Annotated in this window: 18 protein-coding genes and 2 pseudogenes; 7 read left to right on the top strand and 13 right to left on the bottom strand. The window is 60.7% G+C overall.

Going from position 1 to position 18,301, the window contains the following annotated elements; all coding sequences use genetic code 11:
• Window positions 1–21: 21 nt before the first annotated feature.
• Both KGB28_RS09540 and KGB28_RS09535 read right to left on the bottom strand, forming a co-directional pair.
• Window positions 22–819, bottom strand: a complete 798-nt coding sequence (locus KGB28_RS09540; protein WP_223444439.1) for an SDR family NAD(P)-dependent oxidoreductase — start codon at window positions 817–819, stop codon at window positions 22–24.
• A gap of 2 nt (window positions 820–821) precedes the next feature.
• Window positions 822–1,838 carry an aldo/keto reductase gene (locus KGB28_RS09535; protein ID WP_223444437.1) on the bottom strand — a complete coding sequence of 339 codons (1,017 nt, stop codon included), beginning with the start codon at window positions 1,836–1,838 and terminating at the stop codon, window positions 822–824.
• A 116-nt stretch (window positions 1,839–1,954) separates the two neighbouring features.
• On the opposite strand from KGB28_RS09535, the gene KGB28_RS09530 reads away from it, so the two are divergent.
• The gene (locus KGB28_RS09530) at window positions 1,955–2,854 is read left to right on the top strand and encodes a LysR substrate-binding domain-containing protein (protein ID WP_223444435.1); all 900 of its coding nucleotides are present in this window, start codon (window positions 1,955–1,957) and stop codon (window positions 2,852–2,854) included.
• Window positions 2,855–3,129: 275 nt separating this feature from the next.
• Window positions 3,130–4,050 (top strand): LysR substrate-binding domain-containing protein, encoded by a 921-nt coding sequence (locus KGB28_RS09525; protein ID WP_150756554.1) that lies wholly within the window; start codon window positions 3,130–3,132, stop codon window positions 4,048–4,050.
• Here the strand turns inward: KGB28_RS09525 and KGB28_RS09520 are convergent.
• Both KGB28_RS09520 and KGB28_RS09515 read right to left on the bottom strand, forming a co-directional pair.
• A complete protein-coding gene (locus KGB28_RS09520; protein ID WP_150756555.1) occupies window positions 3,971–4,567 on the bottom strand; it encodes a DinB family protein in 597 nt (198 codons plus the stop codon). The genes KGB28_RS09525 and KGB28_RS09520 overlap by 80 nt on opposite strands.
• Window positions 4,568–4,639: 72 nt before the next feature.
• Window positions 4,640–4,744, bottom strand: a pseudogene (locus KGB28_RS09515) (hypothetical protein); the annotation flags it as partial.
• Window positions 4,745–4,866: 122 nt separating this feature from the next.
• Between KGB28_RS09515 and KGB28_RS09510 the strand changes: the two are divergent.
• Window positions 4,867–5,187, top strand: a complete 321-nt coding sequence (locus KGB28_RS09510) for a DUF2388 domain-containing protein (protein WP_223444433.1) — start codon at window positions 4,867–4,869, stop codon at window positions 5,185–5,187.
• A 53-nt stretch (window positions 5,188–5,240) separates the two neighbouring features.
• On the opposite strand, the gene KGB28_RS09505 is transcribed toward KGB28_RS09510, so the two are convergent.
• Together KGB28_RS09505 and KGB28_RS09500 are read right to left on the bottom strand one after the other, a co-directional pair.
• Window positions 5,241–6,173 (bottom strand): pyridoxal-phosphate dependent enzyme, encoded by a 933-nt coding sequence (locus tag KGB28_RS09505; protein ID WP_223444431.1) that lies wholly within the window; start codon window positions 6,171–6,173, stop codon window positions 5,241–5,243.
• A gap of 102 nt (window positions 6,174–6,275) precedes the next feature.
• Window positions 6,276–7,067, bottom strand: coding sequence for an SDR family NAD(P)-dependent oxidoreductase (locus tag KGB28_RS09500; RefSeq protein ID WP_223444429.1), 792 nt, complete (start codon window positions 7,065–7,067; stop codon window positions 6,276–6,278).
• 124 nt (window positions 7,068–7,191) lie between these two features.
• Between KGB28_RS09500 and KGB28_RS09495 the strand changes: the two genes are divergently transcribed.
• Window positions 7,192–8,136: a GlxA family transcriptional regulator gene (locus KGB28_RS09495; RefSeq protein WP_223444428.1), complete on the top strand. Its 945-nt coding sequence runs from the start codon at window positions 7,192–7,194 to the stop codon at window positions 8,134–8,136.
• A 72-nt stretch (window positions 8,137–8,208) separates the two neighbouring features.
• The gene (locus KGB28_RS09490; RefSeq protein ID WP_223444427.1) at window positions 8,209–8,868 is read left to right on the top strand and encodes a methyltransferase family protein; all 660 of its coding nucleotides are present in this window, start codon (window positions 8,209–8,211) and stop codon (window positions 8,866–8,868) included.
• Window positions 8,869–8,990: 122 nt separating this feature from the next.
• Here KGB28_RS09490 and KGB28_RS09485 read toward each other — a convergent pair whose 3' ends face one another.
• The 5 genes from KGB28_RS09485 to KGB28_RS09465 all read right to left on the bottom strand — a co-directional run bounded on the left by KGB28_RS09485 (window position 8,991) and on the right by KGB28_RS09465 (window position 12,155).
• Window positions 8,991–9,656 carry an HAD-IA family hydrolase gene (locus KGB28_RS09485; protein WP_223444426.1) on the bottom strand — a complete coding sequence of 222 codons (666 nt, stop codon included), beginning with the start codon at window positions 9,654–9,656 and terminating at the stop codon, window positions 8,991–8,993.
• Between the two features lie 60 nt (window positions 9,657–9,716).
• Window positions 9,717–10,124: a response regulator gene (locus tag KGB28_RS09480; RefSeq protein WP_223444425.1), complete on the bottom strand. Its 408-nt coding sequence runs from the start codon at window positions 10,122–10,124 to the stop codon at window positions 9,717–9,719.
• 308 nt (window positions 10,125–10,432) lie between these two features.
• Complete coding sequence (locus KGB28_RS09475; RefSeq protein WP_223444424.1) at window positions 10,433–10,702, bottom strand: pentapeptide MXKDX repeat protein; 270 nt, start codon at window positions 10,700–10,702, stop codon at window positions 10,433–10,435.
• 53 nt (window positions 10,703–10,755) lie between these two features.
• Window positions 10,756–11,541 (bottom strand): molybdopterin-dependent oxidoreductase, encoded by a 786-nt coding sequence (locus KGB28_RS09470; protein ID WP_223444422.1) that lies wholly within the window; start codon window positions 11,539–11,541, stop codon window positions 10,756–10,758.
• On the bottom strand, window positions 11,538–12,155 hold the full coding sequence (locus KGB28_RS09465) for a cytochrome b/b6 domain-containing protein (protein ID WP_223444420.1): 618 nt from the start codon (window positions 12,153–12,155) through the stop codon (window positions 11,538–11,540). Before KGB28_RS09465 ends, KGB28_RS09470 begins: the two co-directional genes overlap by 4 nt.
• Window positions 12,156–12,436: 281 nt before the next feature.
• On the opposite strand from KGB28_RS09465, the gene KGB28_RS09460 reads away from it, so the two are divergent.
• Window positions 12,437–13,378: a class I SAM-dependent methyltransferase gene (locus KGB28_RS09460; protein WP_223444418.1), complete on the top strand. Its 942-nt coding sequence runs from the start codon at window positions 12,437–12,439 to the stop codon at window positions 13,376–13,378.
• Window positions 13,379–13,413: 35 nt separating this feature from the next.
• Here KGB28_RS09460 and KGB28_RS09455 read toward each other — a convergent pair whose 3' ends face one another.
• The gene (locus KGB28_RS09455; RefSeq protein WP_223444416.1) at window positions 13,414–16,206 is read right to left on the bottom strand and encodes an RHS repeat domain-containing protein; all 2,793 of its coding nucleotides are present in this window, start codon (window positions 16,204–16,206) and stop codon (window positions 13,414–13,416) included.
• A gap of 104 nt (window positions 16,207–16,310) precedes the next feature.
• Here KGB28_RS09455 and KGB28_RS09450 point away from each other — a divergent pair.
• Window positions 16,311–16,553, top strand: a pseudogene (locus KGB28_RS09450) (class I SAM-dependent methyltransferase); the annotation flags it as partial.
• A gap of 21 nt (window positions 16,554–16,574) precedes the next feature.
• Here the strand turns inward: KGB28_RS09450 and KGB28_RS09445 are convergent.
• A partial coding sequence (locus KGB28_RS09445; RefSeq protein WP_223444414.1) for an RHS repeat-associated core domain-containing protein occupies window positions 16,575–18,301 on the bottom strand: 1,727 nt, incomplete at its 5' end.

Here is an 18,301-nt window from a genome sequence, read left to right as displayed (position 1 = left end):
ACTCTCTCCAATCAATAAGGTTCAGATGGCCAGGCTGTCGACGACACCGCCGTCGACCCGCAGAGCCGCGCCGGTGGTGGCCGAGGATAACGGCGAAGCGATGTAGGCCACCAGATTGGCGACCTCCTCGACATCCGCCACACGCTGGATGATCGACGTCGGCCGGGCCTTACGCACGAACGCATCGGCTTCGTCCCGGGCGCTGCGTCCGGATTCGGCCGTGGCGTCCTTGAGCATGTCTTCCAGGCCATCGGTAAAGGTCGGGCCGGGCAGGATCGCATTGACCGTAACACCGGTGCCGGCCAGGCGTTTGGCCAGGCCATGGGACACGGCCAGGTTGGCGCTTTTGGTCACGCCATAGTTGATCATGTCCGCCGGGGTCGCCACGCCGGATTCCGAAGACAGGAAGATCACCCGCCCCCAACCCTGCTTGACCATGTCCGGCGTGTAATGCCGGGACAGGCGCACGCCGGAGATCACGTTGACCTCGTAGAAGCGCGTCCACTCACTGTCCGGGGCGTCGAAGAAATCGACCGTGTTGAAGATCCCGAGGTTGTTCACCAGGATGTCCGCCCGAGGTTCGGCGGCGAACAATATTTCGGCACCTTCGGCGGTGCCGAGGTCGGCGGTCACCCCACGCAATTGCGCAGCAGGAACACGCTGGCGAATGCTCGCCATTGCCTGCTCGACCTTGGCCGTGTCGCGGCCGATCACCACCACCGTGGCGCCCGCCTCGGCCAGTGCCTTGCTGATGCCCAGGCCGATGCCGGCTGTGCTGCCGCTGACAATTGCGAGTTTTCCGCTCAAATCGATTTTCATGCTCAAGCTCCAATGAGGGGCAAGGGTGCGCGCTCTGATACCAGCTTCGCCTCACGCATCGCCTGCCAGAATGCAGCGGGAATCACCGCCGACAACGCAGCCACATCTTCGGCAATCCGCTGCGGGCGGCTGGAACCGGGAATCACCGCGGCCACTGCCGGGTTGGCCAACGAGAACTGCAACGCCGCCGCTTTGATGTCGACACCATGGGCCGCCGCAATGCGTTTGATCTGCTCGACCTTGTTGATGATCGCCGGGCTGGCCTTCTGGTATTCGAAGTGCGCACCACCGGCGAGGATGCCCGAGCTGTACGGGCCACCGACCACGATCTCGACGTTCTGCGCCAGGGCAGCGTCCATCAGACGCTGCAAGGCACGATCATGGTCGAGAAGAGTGTAGCGGCCGGCCAACAGAAAACCGTCCGGCTGCGCTTCGCTCAGATCAAGGGTCAGCTCGCACGGCTCGACCTTGTTCACCCCCAGGCCCCAGCCCTTGATCACGCCCTCTTCGCGCAAACGCGTCAGCACTTTGAAGGCACCGGTACGGGCCTGGTTGAAGTACTCCAGCCATTGATCGCCGTAGAAATCCTGGGCGATATCGTGCACCCAGACGATGTCCAGGCGATCGGTTTGCAAGCGCTTGAGACTGTCTTCAATCGAACGCATCGTTGCATCGGCGCTGTAGTCGTTGACGATCCTGTTCGGCCGGCCATGCTCGAACACTCCGCTCTTCTCGCCCAGGTCACGGGCGGCGGCGTCTTCGATTTCATCGAGGATCACCCGGCCGACCTTGCTGCTGAGTACAAAGTCGTCACGGTTGTAGCGTGACAGTGCGGTGCCAAGGCGAATCTCCGACAGACCCGATCCGTAGAACGGCGCGGTATCGAAGTAGCGCACGCCGGCATCCCAGGCGGCATGGACAGTCGCTTGCGCTTCTTCTTCCGGGATGGCGCGGAACATGTTGCCCAACGGCGCGGTACCGAGACCCAGCGCGCCGGGCAGTTTGTCTTTCAAGCTCATGGATGATTCCTCGTCAGTAGTCAGGGGTCAGTGATGACCGTTGAGCAGATCCTAGATTGCGAGGATCGGACCGTCCAAGACATAATATGCAGCACTTGAGTCCCTACAGGTCTAACATGATCGACATCCGCCAATTGCGCTACTTCGTCGCTGTCGCCGAGGAAGAACACGTCGGGCGTGCCGCCGAACGCCTGCACATTTCCCAGTCGCCCCTGAGCCGGCAGATCGCCCAGCTCGAAGAGCGCCTGGGCCTGACCCTGTTCGAGCGCAGCCAGCAACGCATCCGCCTGACCCGCGACGGCCAGACGTTCCTCGCCGAAACCCGCGCCCTGTTGATCCACGCCAATCGACTGGAATCCCTTGGCAAGCGTCTGGGGCGTGGCGAAGAAGGCGGCCTGTGCATTGGCTACATCGAAAATGCCATGCACGCCGGCGTGCTGCCCAATGCCTTGCGCGTGCTGCGGGTCGACCGGCCGAACGTACACGTGGCGCTGTACAACCTCAGCTCGGCCGAACAACTCGAAGGCTTGCGCCAGCGAAGCCTGGATATTGCCCTGGTGAGCGAACCACCGACCGATGACGACCCGGACCTGCTGGGTTTTCAGGTGCTGGACGATCCGATGCTGCTGGCCCTGCCCGAGCACCATCCGCTGGCGCAGCAGACTGTGCTGACCCCGGCGGACCTCGCCGACCAGGAATGGATCGGCGTGCAACACCGACAGAACGCCAGCTGCCACGACGACTTCGTCAGCGCCTGCATCCGGGCCGGCTTCACCCCGGACATCCGCATGCAAGCCACCGAGCCTTTCACCGCGCTTGGGTTGGTGGCGCCGGGGCTGGGCATCGCGATGATCCAGAAAGGCCTGAGCCGCAACGCCCCGCCGGGTGTGGTGCTGCGGGAAGTGCCGTGGATTTGCTTCACCACGCCGCTGTGGGCAGCGTGGCACCGGATCAACCTGCGGCCGCTGGTGGAGACGTTCAGGAAGGTGCTGACGGAGCCAGACTCCGCCACATAACCTTGTAGGAGTGAGCCTGCTCGCGATGGCGGCAGCACATTCAGCTCTATGTGACTGTCAGACCGCCATCGCGAGCAAGCTCGCTCCCACAGTTGATGGGGGTCGTACGCAGCATTTGTGCTCGCTGAAAATCCAGTGTGGGAGCGAGCTTGCTCGCGATGGCGGCGGCACATTCAACATTTATGTAGCTGACACACCGCTATCGCGAGCAGGCTCGCTCCTACAGGGTTTGGTGCTTTACTGAAAAGACCCCAATCCCCAGCGAGCCCTCCACCATGAACCGCAACGACCTGCGCCGCGTGGACATGAACCTGCTGGTGATTTTCGAAACCCTGATGTTCGAGAAGAACCTGACCCGGGCCGGGGAAAAGCTGTTCCTCGGCCAGCCCGCTGTCAGCGCGTCGCTGGCAAAGTTGCGCGATCTGTTCGACGACCCGTTGCTGGTGCGCAACGGACGAACCCTGGAGCCGACCCTGCGGGCATTGCAGATTCTCAAGGAATTGCAGCCGGCGATGGACACCATTTCCGGGGCCGTCAGCCGAGCCAAGGATTTCGATCCGTCCACCAGCCGCGAGGTGTTTCGTATCGGCCTGTCCGACGACGCCGAGTTCGGGCTGTTTCCGCCGCTGCTCAAGCAGATTCGTGAAGAAGCGCAGAACGTTGTGGTGGTGGTGCGCCGGGTGAATTTCCTGCTGATGTCGTCGATGCTGGCCAGCGGCGAGATTTCTGTCGGCATCAGCTACACCACGGAATTGCCGGCCAATGCCAAGCGCAAGAAATTGCGCGATTTGAGCGTGAAGATCCTGCGCGGCGACGATCGTCCGGGCCCGTTGACCCTGGACGAGTTCTGCGAACGACCTCACGCGCTGGTGTCGTTTTCCGGGGATCTGAGCGGCGCCATCGACAATGACCTGGCCCGGATCGGCCGCTCACGCCGGGTGGTGCTGGCGGTGCCACAGTTCGCGGGGTTGCGGGCCTTGCTGGCGGGTACTGACATGCTCGCCACCGTGCCGGATTACGCGGCCAGTGCGTTGATCGAAGGCAGCAGCCAGTTACGGGCAGACGATGCACCGTTTGATATCAACCTGTCCGAACTGTCGATGGTCTGGAACGGGGTCAACGATAACGATCCGGCAGAACGCTGGTTGCGCTCGAAAATTGTACAGCACATGGCGGCGCCACTATCGGGGCATTGAGCGACTGCAGGACCACCGGCTCGGACTCGCGCAAATACACCGGCATGTCGGTCACCGGTGGCATGGCCGGAATCTCGAAGTACATCTGCACCACCCAGCCACGGTGATAGCTGGCGTGGTTGACCACGTGCATCAGCATCGCGCCGGCGCTCATGGTGCCGCTTTCGCCTGAGACAAAGGTGAATTCCAGGAGCTTGTCCAGGGAGGCATCGGTTTGCCGGGCGCTCCAGTCGCAGTACCAGCGATCGATGGCTTTTTGCGCCATGCGCAGTTCGGACAGGTCGGCATGCAGCAGGTCGTGTGAGGTCTTGAAGCCATGCCCCCGGCCTTCGAGGTGCGCCTGCCAGATGCAATCCACCACGTACACGTGATTGAGGGTGCCGATCATGTTCTTGAACACCGACACCCGTTCTTTTTTGACTTCGCCCGGAGGGAGCGCCGCGAGGCTGTCAAAGAGGCGCTGATTGGCCCAGCGTTTGTAATCGGCCAGCAGGCAGGCAGTGCGTACGGTGATCATCAGAGTTCTCCGATGGCAGTAAGCGCACCCCCTAGCATAGACCCGATGCCCGCAATGCAGCGCGAGCACTGATCATCGGTCATTCAGGCGTTTCACCACGCGCTCGGCGAGCGCCAGGCAACCGGTCAGCCCCGGTGATTCGATGCCGAACAGGTTCACCAGCCCCGCCACGCCATGTATGGACTGATCGGCGTTGTCGGCAATAAAGCGAAAACGCTCCACGGAACTCTTGGTGATCGCCGCGCATCCTAAACTATGTGGTACTTCCCTTATGCTTCATGCTGTCGGAGGACACCGTCATGCGCCGGATGTTTATCATTTCTTCCCTGGTACTTTGTTTACCTTTCGGCTCGGCTCTGGCCGATGTGGATGCGGGTGACGTCGCCACTTCCGCCGGGGTATCCGCCTCGCTGTACTCGACGTTCAAAGACCACAAACTCATGATTCCCGCCCGGGATGACGCATCCAGCTTCGTCGCCAGCGGCGGTGCAATTCGTGGTGCTTACCTGGAGTCGGTGTTGAAAAAGATCCGCCAGGACAATCCCGCCCTCAACAACGCAAGCGACGAGGACCTGGCCCGCGCCATTCTCGTCCAGGAAGGTGTTGCCACCGATCACTGAAGATCGTCATCGCCAGCGGTGGGGCTTGTGACACCGGGATAGCGTTTCCAGCCCTACCTGGCGTGCGTGCCAGTGGACAAGCGTGCCCACCCGGCCACGAGTTGCGCGTTGATACTCACCCCGCCGCATACCACGATCACCACGTCACGGGCGTCGGCAATCGCCGGGTGATCCAGGTAGGCAATCGCCAATGAAACACCGCACGCCGGTTCGACCAACTGACGCAAATCATTGGCGTAACGCACCACGCCCATGATCGCGTCATCATCACTGAGCACCACGCACTCATGGGAAAAATCGCCGATGTGCCTGACCGGCCAGGCGGCCACTTGCGCGGCGCCCAGGGAAGTGGCGACGGTGTCGATTTTCGCCAGTTTGACCGGGTACCCGGCCGCCACCGCCGCGGCGAACGACGCCGCGCCTTCGGTTTCGCAGGCTACGATGCGGCAATCGGTGTGCCGATGACGAATCAGTCCGGTGAGCAGCCCTGCCAGCAAGCCACCGCCGCCCACCGATGTCACCAGCACATCCACTGGCGGGCAGTCTTCAAGGATTTCATCGACCATGGTGCTGTGCCCTTCCCACAACAGCGGGTGGTCGAAGGCCGGCACAAATTCACTGCGTGGGTCCTGGGCGAGTTCCTTTGCCCGTTGATTGGCTTCGTCCCAGACCTTGCCGTGCACGATCACTTCGGCGCCGGTCTTGCTGATCCGCGCCCGGGTGCTTTGCGGGGTGGTGTGCGGTACCACGATGCATGCCTTGAGCCCCAGGCGGGCAGCGGCCATGGCCGTGGCCAGCCCCGCGTTCCCGGCTGAGGGACAGACCACCTTGCGCTTGCCCTGCTGCTGAGCCCGGCTGCACAGCAAACCCATGCCGCGTAATTTGAACGAGCCGCTGGGTTGCAGGTTTTCCAGTTTCAGCCAGATACGGCGGGTCGGGGTCGACAGGCCTGGGTGCAGGATCAAAGGTGTTCGGATGTGAAGCATATGGGCTCCTGTTACACGCCACCGGCTCGCGGAGCTTGCGCGAGCCGGTGGTGAACGGTCCTCTCTCCCAAGCTTAGTTCACCCGGCCTCGGGGCGACCGTCTCAGCGATAACGCGGCGCCGCCACGCAATTGCCAAACAACCCGGACAGCGTCCGGCGCTGGGCTTCGTAGCGGTCCCACTGGCTGCCATCGTGCAGCCCCGGAATGGTCACCACTTCGCCAGCCGCCAGGCCAGCGAGCGCGGCATCGACCATGTCTTCGGCGGACATCACGATTTCCTGCGGCAGGTTTTCCACCGGGTTGCCGGCCTCGCTCCAGAAATCGGTGGCGGTCGCCCCCGGCAACACCGCCTGGATGCGTACGCCCTTGTCCGCCAGTTCATGTTGCATCGACTGGCTCAGGCTCAAGACGAACGACTTGGTCCCGCCGTACACGCCGTTGAGGATTTCCGGGGCGATGGCGACGATGGAGGCGATGTTGATCACGGTGCCGGTGCCCCGGGCGACAAAGCCCGGTACGACGGCATAGGCCAGGCGCATCAACGCCGTCACGTTGAGGTCGATCATCGCTTCCATGTCGTCCACGGGACTTGCCAGCAGCGGCATGACGCCACCGACCCCGGCGTTGTTGACCAACAGGGTGATGCTGGCGTCGCTGCGCAGGATCTGTTCGACCCGCAGCGAGTCCGCCTTGTTCGTCAGGTCGGCGGCCACCACCTCCACGGTGCGCCCGGTTTCGTCGCTCAAATGACTGGCCAGGGCATTGAGCTTGCCCTGGCTGCGGGCTACCAGAATCAGGTCGTAACCCTGCCGGGCCAGGCGGTCGGCATACATCGCGCCAATGCCCGAAGAAGCGCCGGTGATCAGTGCAGTGCCTTTGGATGAGAGCGCCATGGTGCAATTCCTCTACGGTGAGGCGAGAGAGTCGCCGGGTGCTGACCGTTATAAAGGGACTTTCGAATGTCTCAAATGACGTTTAAAGTACGTTTTTCGGACACAACCGTTTGAGGACAGGTCGATGATCAGCGTGGCGTTCGTGGTTTTCGAGGGTTTCCAGTCCATGGCGCTGGCCGCCATGCCGGTGTTCGAGTACGCCAATTTCAGTGCCGCCGAGACGCTGTATGACGTGCGCGTGCTGTCCGAAAACGGTCACAACCTGCGCGCCTCCGGCGGTTTGAGCGTCGGCACCGAGGCATTCGACGGGCGCGTGTTCGACACGGTGATCGTGGTCGGTGGCGACTCCATCGTCGAACAGGCGCCCAAGGCCGTGCTGGATTACCTGCAGGCCAGCATCAACACTGCACGCCGTACGGCGTCGATCTGCTCCGGGGCGTTCGTCATGGCCCAGGCCGGTTTGCTCGACGGACGGCGGGCCACCACCCACTGGGCCTACGCCCGGGAACTGCAGGCACGGTTTCCGGCGATCAAGGTCGAGGCCGATCGCATCTATGTGATCGACGGTTCGATCTGGACCTCCGCCGGCATGACGGCGGGTATCGACCTGGCACTGGCCATGGTGGAAAAGGACCACGGCGCCGAGCTGGCCCGGGCCGTGGCGCAAAAACTGGTGATGTACCACCGCCGCGCTGGCGGCCAGTCGCAACACTCGGCGCTGCTGGAGCTGGAGCCGAAATCCGATCGTATTCAAACCGTGCTCGGCTACGCCCGGGAACACCTGGCCCAGCCCCTTTCGGTGGAGCAACTGGCACAAGTGGCCAACCTCAGCCCCCGACAATTCAGCCGGGCATTTCGCGCCGAAACCGGGCAATCGCCGGCCAAGGCCATCGAAAGCCTGCGCCTGGAAGCGGCGCGCCAGATGCTCGAACGCGGACGCCTGACCCTCGACCAGATCGCCCTGGAAACCGGGTTCACCGACCGCCGACGCATGCGCGAAACCTTCCTGCGGGTGTTCGGGCAACCGCCACAGGTGATTCGGCGCAATGCTCGAGCAGAGGTGCCTTGATCGCGCCCTCGCCCGGCTTGAGAACCATCGGAATCTACACTCAACCTGACGGAGGTTACTTTTGGAGGCACCATGAAAATTTCGGCCAAACTGGCGTTTTTCGCCGTCGTCAGCACCCTCGCCTACCTCGCCCTGGCGATCTGGGGACTGGGTGGTTTCGCGGCTTACTTCAGCCACGGTGCACTGGTCGTCATTGCCCTGGTCACCCTGATCATGGCCGTCGTATCACTGTTCACCGAAGTCAATCTGAGTTCGGGGGAACGCGAAGACCGGGCCAATCGCTGGGTCATTCCGGCCTTCGGCGTGATCGGTTTACTGAGCGGCTTTCTGCCGGCCTATACCGACCGCATCGATTTCTGGACCTTTGGCGGTGAGGGTGTGCGCTGGCTCGGGGCGCTGTTGTTCATCGTCGGCGGCGCGCTGCGGTTGTGGCCGGTGTTTGTGCTGGGCAAGCGCTTCAGCGGGCTGGTGGCCATTCAGCCGGGGCATCGACTGGTCACCGAGGGCATTTACCGCAACCTGCGCAACCCCAGTTATCTGGGGATGATGGTCATCGGCATGGGTTGGGCACTGGCCTTTCGTTCGGGTGTCGGGCTGATATTGGTGGCGCTGACGCTGATCCCGCTGATCGCGCGCATTCACTCGGAAGAGGCCTTGCTGAGGGCACAGTTCGGCAGCGAATACGAGGCCTATTGCGCCCGCAGCTGGCGGCTGATCCCCGGGCTTTACTAACTGGAACACTGATCCCCTGTGGGAGCGGGCTTGCTCGCGAAAGCGGAGTATCCGTCGAAATTGCAATTGCATGACACACCGCCTTCGCGAGCAAGCCCGCTCCCACAGGGGAAATGTGTCGTTCACAAAAACTGCAAACGAATCAGACCGTCGGCATCCACGCTCGCGGCAACCATGTCATAACCCGCCAACGTCCCATGCAACGTCTCGATCGGCTGCTCATGGGTCGCCGTGACAATCATCAAGTCCGCCCCCGCCGCCTCGGCCGCCAGAATCCCCACAGTGGCATCTTCAAAAACCAGGCACTGCCCAGGCTCGACACCCAGGCGCCGGGCTGCGAGGCGGTAACCCGCGGGGTCCGGTTTGCCGGCAGTCACATCCTCGGCGGTAATCATCACGGCAGGCTCGGGAATCCCCGCCGCCGCCATCCGCCGCAACGCCAGCTCCCGCGGGGCGGAAGTGACGATGGCCCATTGGCTGGCTGGCAAGGACCGCAAGAACTTCGCCGCGCCAGCCACTTCCAATACCCCCTCGACGTCGACGATTTCCGCTTCGGTAATCCACGCGGCTTCCGCCTCGGCATCCACCCCGGGCAAGCCCAGGCGCCTGATGGTGTCGATGGCACGGGCACCGTGAATGGTCGGCAGGAAGGCGTCGACATCGACACCATGGCGCACGGCCCAGGTGGTCCAGACCCGCTCGGCGGCGGCAATGGACGTCAGGACCGTACCGTCCATGTCGAACAGAAAGGCACGGTAAGTCGAGTTGAATACAGAGTGATCGGACAAGGAACAGAACCTCGCAGGTGCCAGACGGATTTGCCCGGCAATGTAGCATCTGCGCGCAGCTCAGTTGAGTCGTTTGGACTTGAAGGTCTGGCCCACGCAATCGAGCAGCCCGCCAATCATCCAGGGTTTCTTGATGAACGAGACCGCGTGCCGCACACCTGCGCTTTCAGGGGTTTCGAAACCGGACATGATCATGATCGGCTTGTCCGGCCAGCGATCGCCGAACTGGTTGGCCAGGTCCGCGCCATTGAGCGTGCCGGGCATGGTGATGTCTGTCAGCAACATGTGCACCTGCGGTGCATGCTGTTCCAGATAGATCGCTGCTGCGTCCGCACTGATTTGCGGCTCGACGACAAAACCCTCCTCCTGAAGAATCTCGCAGAGAAACTCCAGGATCAGCGGGTCGTCCTCAACCACCAGAATCAACCCGCCAGGAAGATCCCCACCCGCCGTCGGTACTCGACTCATGACCGTGCTGCTCCCTGATTGCCTCAATGATTTCGCGGGTTCTGATCCGCTACCTAAAAGGTATGAGCAGCGGACTCGGCGGAAATTCATTTTTGTTGCAGCCAGGTGACCGGTATCAAGTGTGCTGATCAATTTTGCCCATCAGGTGGCGGCCCTGGATCACTTGATCGATGTCCTTTTGAGCGGCGACAAAAACCTGTGGGAGCGGGCTTGCTCGCGATGGCGTAGTGTCAGTCGCTATCAATGTTGACTGATACACCGCCTTCGCGAGCAAGCCCGCTCCCACAGGGGATTTCGGCTGTTTGGACTTACTGCGACATTTCGCTTTTTTTCATCGCTTCCTTGGACATCGCATCTTTTTTCATCGCGTCCTTGGACATCGCATCCTTGGACATACCGTCTTTGGACATCGCATCCTTGGACATCGAATCGGTCTTCTTCATCGCGTCCTTGGACATGGCGTCCTTGGACATCGAATCCTTGCTCATGCTGTCGTTGCTCATGGTGTCAGCGGCGAACACAGAGGCAGCACCAACGGCCAGGCACATGGACAGAACAACAGTGGTCAACTTTTTCATGATGAAACTCCTTGGAGCGTGGGTTGTGGAGGTGTGAAATGGCCAGGCACCCGTCAGCTGCCACCGAACCAGTTGTAGCCCTGGTCTTCCCAGTAGCCGCCGTTGTAGGTGTTGCTGACGAAAATCGCCTGAATGTGTTTGGGGTTCTTGTAGCCAAGCTTGGTGGGCATGCGCAGCTTCATCGGGAAGCCGTATTCACGCGGCAGCACCGCGCCGTCCCAGGTCAGCGTCAGCAGGGTCTGCGCATGCAGCGCGGTGGCCATGTCGATGCTGGTGTAGTAGTCGTCGACGCATTTGAAACCGACGTATTTGGCGTCGGTGTCGGCGCCGATGCGCTTGAGGAAATCGCTGAAGCGCACGCCGCCCCAACGCCCGATCGCGCTCCACCCTTCGACGCAAATGTGCCGGGTGATCTGCTCGGTCTGGGCCATGGCCCGCAGTTCTTCGAGGCGCCAGCTGCGCTTGTCGGCGACCAGCCCGGTGACTTCCAGGCGATAGCCCTCCTCCTCCACCGTCGGCGCTTCGTCGATGCCGTAGAAGGCATTGAAGGGAAACGGCCGGGTGATCATCGATTCGGGATAGGTCGGCGCCATCGCGTTGGGGTTGAACAGCCAGCCCTGCACCCGGTCGTTGAAGCGCGACATGGACGACAGCGCGGTCTCGACGCTGTCGTTGTCGGTGATGTTGCAACCGGACAACATCGCCACGCCGCCAAGGGTCAGGCCGCGCAACAGGAACGAGCGGCGCGAGCGGTCTTCGATCTGTGGCGCGAGGATCTTGCGGGCGTCGGTCAGGATCGAAGCCTCGTCCAGCCCGGGTACCTGAATGCGCTTTTTCATACCTGCTCCTTGCGGCCGACGATCATGGCCAACAGCGTTTTTGGAACCAATGCGACCATCAGCAGATGCACCGCCACGAAGGCCACCAGCAATGCCATGGCGAAGAAGTGCACGCGGCGTGCGCCCTCGTAGCCGAACAGCAATTCACGCAGCAGCGGAAACTGCACCGACTTCCACAACACCAGCCCGGAGAGCACCAGCAGCAGGATGTCGACCATCACGAACAGGTATGCAAAACGCTGCACCTGGTTGTAATGACTGAGATCGGCGTGCCCGAGTTTTCCGCGCAAGGCGGCCCACAGGTCATGCAGCACACCTTTGGGCGAAACCGGGAAGAAACGCCGCTTCAGGCGTCCGCTGAACAGGTTGAAGGCCAGGTATATCAGGCCGTTGATCGCCAGGAACCACATCGCCGCGAAATGCCATTGCAGCGCGCCTGCCAGCCAGCCACCGAGGGTGATCGAATTGGGAAAACTGAAATCGTAGATCGGCGAGGCGTTGTAGATGCGCCAGCCACTGGTGACCATCACCAGCACCGCCAAGGCGTTGAGCCAATGGGTCAGGCGTAGCCAGCGTGGATGACTGGACTTGGGTGAAGCAGTGCTCTGCGACATGTCCGGCTCCCGTTTGTTGTTGTTCGTTGGGGCCGAGTATGGGAGCCGGAAGATCGCCAAATCCTCACGTAAAGTTAAATTAAACGTGATAACTCGCATCCGAATGCGCCCCGGAATCCTGTGGGAGCGGGCTTGCTCGCGAATGCGTAGTGTCAGTCGCTATCGATGTTGGCCGACACACCGCTTTCGCGAGCAAGCCCGCTCCCACAGGGTTTTGTGTGGTCCGCCCATTGCGCAATTATGTTTAAATGCCGCCCCCCACAAATGACCGACCCGACCCGATGAACCCTGAAGCCCTCGCCACCCTCAACCAGCACCTGCTGACCGCCCTGGCGGCCGCCCCCGCCGAAACCCGCCGCCTGTTCCACGGCCGTGGCCGCTGCTGGCCGGGGCTGGAGCAAGTGACCGTGGACTGGTTGCAGGGCGTGGTGCTGGTAGCGCTGTTCAAGGAGCCGGAAGCGGCGCAGCTGGAAGACCTGAAGCAGGTGCTGATGGCGATCACCCAGTCTGAGCAGTGGGTAAAATCCGGTGCCCACACGCTGCTGTTGCAACATCGCTACCTGCTGCAAAGCACCACCGAGTGGCTGCTGGGGGACATCATCGAGGAAATGACCATCACCGAGGGCGGCCTGAAGTACCGTGTAGATTTGGGCCGCAAGCAGAACACCGGGCTGTTTCTCGACATGCGCTACGGCCGCGATTGGGTCCGCGCCAATGCCGAGGGCAAGCGGGTACTGAACCTGTTCGCCTACACCTGCGGCTTTTCGGTGGCGGCCATCGAAGGCGGCGCGAGCCACGTGGTCAACCTCGACATGTCCAGCCCGGCCCTGAGCCGTGGCCGCGACAACCACCGGCTCAACGGCCACGACCTGAGCAACGTGACCTTTCTCGGCCACGACCTGTTCAAGTCCTGGGGCAAGGTGATCGGCAAAGGGCCTTACGACCTGGTGATCATCGACCCGCCGTCGTTCCAGAAAGGCAGCTTTTTGCTGACCAAGGATTACCAGCGTGTGCTGCGCCGCTTGCCGGAATTGCTCGGCCCTCAGGGTACCGTGCTGGCGTGCATGAACGACCCGGCGTTTGGTGCCGATTTCCTGATTGATGGCGTGACCCGTGAGGCGCCGAGCTTGCGGTTTGAGCAGCGGCTGGAGAATCCGCCGGAGTTTCCGGATGCTGATGTGGAGTGTGGGTTGAAGGCGTTGGTGTTCAAACTGGCTAAATAACGTGATGTTTCGCATCAAGGATCAACGTCGCCCTCTCACCGCTTACCAAACAGTTTTTGTAAAAACGAAGGCTTCCTGGGATCTCTACGGGCCGGTGGAGGTGGCGCGGTAGCCAAAGCTCTGTTGGCTCCTCCAAGTTTATTCAAAGGTTCAGTTTTACTTGATTCGGCTTTCCTGGATTCGGATTTTTTGCTATAGATTTGCTGGGCTGTCAATCCTGTAGCGTCCATCTCAAAAATGATATTCATCCCTTCGCTATCGGCCCAACGTTCTTTGGCTGCTTCCCAAACATCTTGCTCTTTTAGATACCCGATAAAACCAGTGAAATCACTTCTAAACTTCTTTACGAGGTCCGAATATTTCTCGGGGGAATCAATGAAACTCAATCGCAGCGCTGAATCAAAGGTCGAACTTTCAGGAGTCGGGACATAGCTCACTGACTGTTGTTGCGGAACGACCTCACGAATCATCGCCTCGACGTCAATCGATGACTCCGGTTTGTAGTGCCCGGAATGGTTGGTGATAATGAATCTTGACGAGTCCTGTTCATCAACCTTCAACACCCCGGCAAACTCTGGCAGGCCCATCTCGGGTTGTATGCCCATATGCTGAAAGTACATATTTACAAAAAGTCGAAGCTTACGGTCCTGATCGCGAAACAGGGCAACCGCGTGCCCGAATGAACCAGGTGTCCACTCGGAACTTTCCCCCTCGATTACTTTCAACCCACGACCATAAACGGGCCCGACACTCACGAAAGTACTTTTTTGTTCATTCCACACAAGTTCTTCGAACCACCCTGTTCCAATACTTTTTGCGGTGGGATTAACAATATCGGCAATAAAAATGTCCGCCGGAATCTTTAACGTGCCTTGCCAGTCGTAGAAGCTGACTGGATTGTTTCCAACCATTTGATAGATATTAAGACCATCTACACTCCCCGCAGGATCGGGACAAATCCAGCGCTGCAACCACGGCGCGTAATACCGGTAGCCATAGTAATAAAGCCCGGTCGCATCCCGCTCTCTACCTGAATAGCGGATGGTTTTGTACTGCGCCACCAGCGCACGTCTACCCGCCCAGCACGCCGTGCCGCCGAACGGGTAATAGTGTTCCTGGGTCAGCACGCCCGCCTCGTCATCCAGTTCCAGGGTGCTGGAGCCGAGGTGATCGCTGAGACTGTAGCGCAGTTGATCGTTGTGCGCGCCTTCGGGCCAGTGCAGTGCCCGCACGTTGCCGCGCCCGGCTTCGACGCTGATGACGTGATGCTCTTCGCCATCGGCCTGGCGGTGGATTTCCAGCCCCGGGAGGTAACGCACCTCGCTGCGCAGGGTGCGGCCGCTGCTGTGGGCGAATCCCGTTTTGCGCAAGCGGTGGCCGGGGCGATCGTAGCGGTAGCATTCGTAGTCGTCAGACTCGGTTTCGCGGTTGACCAACGTCACACGGCTCAATTGATTGCGGCTGTCCCAGAGCATGGCTTGCCCGCATTGCAGTTCCTGTTGATTGCCGCCGGCATCGAAACCCGAATCGATATCGGGCTCACCCGGCAGCGAGCCATCGTCCCGTTGCGCCAGGCTGCGGTTGCTTCGTGTCGAGGTGAACATCGAAAACCCGGGCGCATCACTGTGCTGGCGGCTGATCAAATTCCCGCCCCGGTCGTACTCGAAGCGCTGGGTGTAATTGCGCCGCTGATTGGGGTCCAGCGGCGTGGGCAGCAGTGTCGGCAGCGCCGGGCCATGGCTCGGCTGGCTGACCTCCCAGCCCTGGGCTTCGACCAGCTGATACAGGCTGTCGTAGCGGTAGCGGTTGATCGGCTCGATGCGCTGGTTGTTGAAATGGCTGACAGCTTGGGACTCGTCGTGCAGTTTGACGATATTGCCCGCCGGGTCGTAGACGTAGTTCAGGTCCTGCAACGGTTTTTGACTCCCGACTGCCGCCACCAGCCGGATCAGCCGTCCGTCTTCGGCAGCGTACTCGATGAGGGTCAGCACGCCATTGCCGGCGGTTTCGCGTTCGACCTGATCCTGGGCGTTGTAGCGGATGTCGCTGACCAAGGATTGTCGCTGCTTGTTCTCACCGGCCATTTGCAGCCAGACTTCACTCGATTTTCCTGCCACGTCGTAGGCAAAGGTGCGAACGTTGCCCATGGCATCGGTTTGTTCCTGAAGCTCGCCGGTGGGATTGAAGCTGTGGCGGGTGATGAATGATTGAGCTTCCAGGTACTCATCTCTGGCATCGATTTCGATTGGCCAGTCGGGTGTTTCAAGTTCGAGGAGCAAGCGTTGCTCTTCAACCAGTACCGAACCGGCGAGCCCGTAGTCGGCAGCCCAGTGTGTGCCTGCCGGGTGGTCATGACGGATCACCTGCCCGCATTGGTTGTGTGCGGCGTACGCGGGTTCTGAGCCACCATAGGTCAAGCGTTCCACCACGCGAAGTCGTTCCCCCGCGGCCTGTTCCGTGACGGTGATGGGCCGCTGTTGTTCGTCAAACTCGGTGTGACGCTGACTGCCTCGTGCATCCCAGAACGAGAGAGGTAACCCAACCTGGTCCAGCACACTCAACTGCCACCCGGCATCGACGCTGTCCGTCAACAACGGTTGCCCACTCAAGCCGTAGACCGTGGTCAGGTTCGGCTTCGGCGCCGTGCCCCACAACCGTGGGTCCCACGACTCGACCAAGCGGCCTGCCGCGTCGAAGCATTGCCGGGTGATCCTTGGGTCAATGTCCGGGCTGTCGGGATGACGGCAGTAACCCACGCTGCGAATCGACAGTGCACGAGGGTCGATGACCGACAGCGTCGGTGTCGCGGTGTGGTGGTGAGCGCTCACGGCATTGACGGTCCTTCGCTCTGACTGAGGACAGACTGAGCCTTTTTTCGCCGGACCGAAACTGTAAGAAGTTACAGGTCGGCGCCTGTGAAATCGCCTTCGCGAGCAGGCTGCTAACCAATGATTACCAGCGCGTGCTGCGCCGCCTGCCGGAACTGCTCAGCCCTCAAGGCACCGTACTGGCCTGCATGAACGACCCGGCGTTTGGTGTCGACTTCCTGATCGATGGCGTGACCCGTGAGGCTCCGAGCCTGCACTTTGAGCAGCGGCTGGAGAATCCGCCGGAGTTTCCGGATGCTGATGTGGAGTGCGGGTTGAAGGCGTTGGTGTTCAAGTTGCAAGGCTAAAAGTTCGCAGCCTGGACACCATTAATGCGGATTCCGTATCCCTTCGACCTTGTAGTGAACGCCACCTTGGTGGCTCAACATCAGACGGTAAGCTCCCCGCCCGGTAGTTCCAGGAACCCCCCGCAGATCCGCTGACCACAAACCGTCCTGATGGCGATGCCAACTGATCGCTCCAGTGCGACGCTCACGCAAACTGTTGATCGTTGAGGAAACGCTTTTGTGGCTAGGGTCAGTCGGATCATCCAGGATTGAATCCACCGCTCGGGTATCAATTTCCCAGTGCTGGATAGATGCTGGTGCCGCTGATGATGTGGCCGAGCCCAAACTGAAGTGTGATTTTTTTCCGGCCTTGCGCACGCTCGCGACAGAGGCGGCACCTCCTACATCAAATGATTCAACGTAGGGAGACTGTTCAGTGGATGATTGCTCACTCGGCGTGTCTCGAATTAACAGCGTACTGTAGCCAAGCCGCTTGAGCCCTTGAACTGGATTTTTTTCCGTACTAAGGACACGCCATGTCTTATCAGCGTTGTTTTCGGGGCCTGTATACCCAAAGATTTTTCCTGTTTGCGCACGGAAAAGTCTAAGCACCAACCCATCACCCCCTGGAATATTACGGTGGTCAAAAGCAAAGTTCGAAAACCTCGCAGCTTCCTCCCGTGTCAGGTTTTCGTTTGCCGCAAGGCTGGTAGCCAGATTTCTAAGGTCCTGACCAAACTGCCGTTCCACTGCGTCGGAATTGGCGGCTACAGCCTCTGGTCGTAACTGTAGATACTCGTGCGTTCGTACAATCCCAAACAGCGCCCCACCCAGCAGGGCCCCGACTGAAGCACCTGTCATGGCATTGCCCGCCAACCAACCCAATCCGGCCCCGATCAAGGTCAGCAAGAACACGAGAATGACCCCTCCAAAAATCTGGGTGCCCGTAACCTGTTCTCCGTTCAACCCGAATCGATCAGCGAAGATGATTGGGTTGTTGCCCACCATTGCATAACGATTGGGACCATCCACTTCCCCGGCCGGATCCGGACAAACCCAGCGCTGCAACCACGGTGCGTAATACCGATAGCCATAGAAATAAAGCCCGGTCGCATCCCGCTCCTTGCCCGAATAGCGGATGGTTTTGTACTTAGCCACCAACGCACTTTTCCCCGCCCAGCACGCCGTACCGCCAAAGGGGTAATAGTGTTCCTGGGTCAGCATGCCCGCCTCGTCATCCAGTTCCAGGGTGCTGGAACCGAGGTGATCGCTGAGGCTGTAACGCAACTGGTCACGGTGCGCGCCTTCGGGCCAGTGCAGTACCCGCACGTTGCTGCGCCCGGCTTCGACGCTGATGACGTGGTGCTCTGCGCCATCGGCCTGGCGGTGGATTTCCAGACCGGGGAGGTAACGGACTTCGCTGCGCAGGGTTCGGCCACTGCTGTGGGCGAATCCCGTTTTGCGCAAGCGATGGCCAGGGCGGTCGTAGCGGTAGCATTCGTAGTCGTCGGGCTCGGTTTCGCGTTTGACCAACGTCACGCGGCTCAATTGATTGCGGTTGTCCCAGAGCATGGCTTGCCCGCGTTGCAGTTCCAACTGGTTGCCACAGGCATCGAAAGCCAAGGCGACTTCGGGCTCGCCGGGCAGCGAGCCGTCATCGCGCTGCGCGAGGCTACGGTTGCTTCGTGCCGAGGTGAACATCGAGAAGCCGGGCGCACCGCTGCGCTGGCGGCTGATCAAGTTCCCGCCCCGGTCGTACTCGAAGCGCT

Source organism: Pseudomonas sp. BF-R-19 (assembly GCF_019956445.1).
Taxonomy (GTDB): domain Bacteria; phylum Pseudomonadota; class Gammaproteobacteria; order Pseudomonadales; family Pseudomonadaceae; genus Aquipseudomonas; species Aquipseudomonas fluorescens_BH.
Note: the sequence above shows the minus strand (reverse complement) of the source record. Positions and strands in the feature narration are given on the sequence as shown.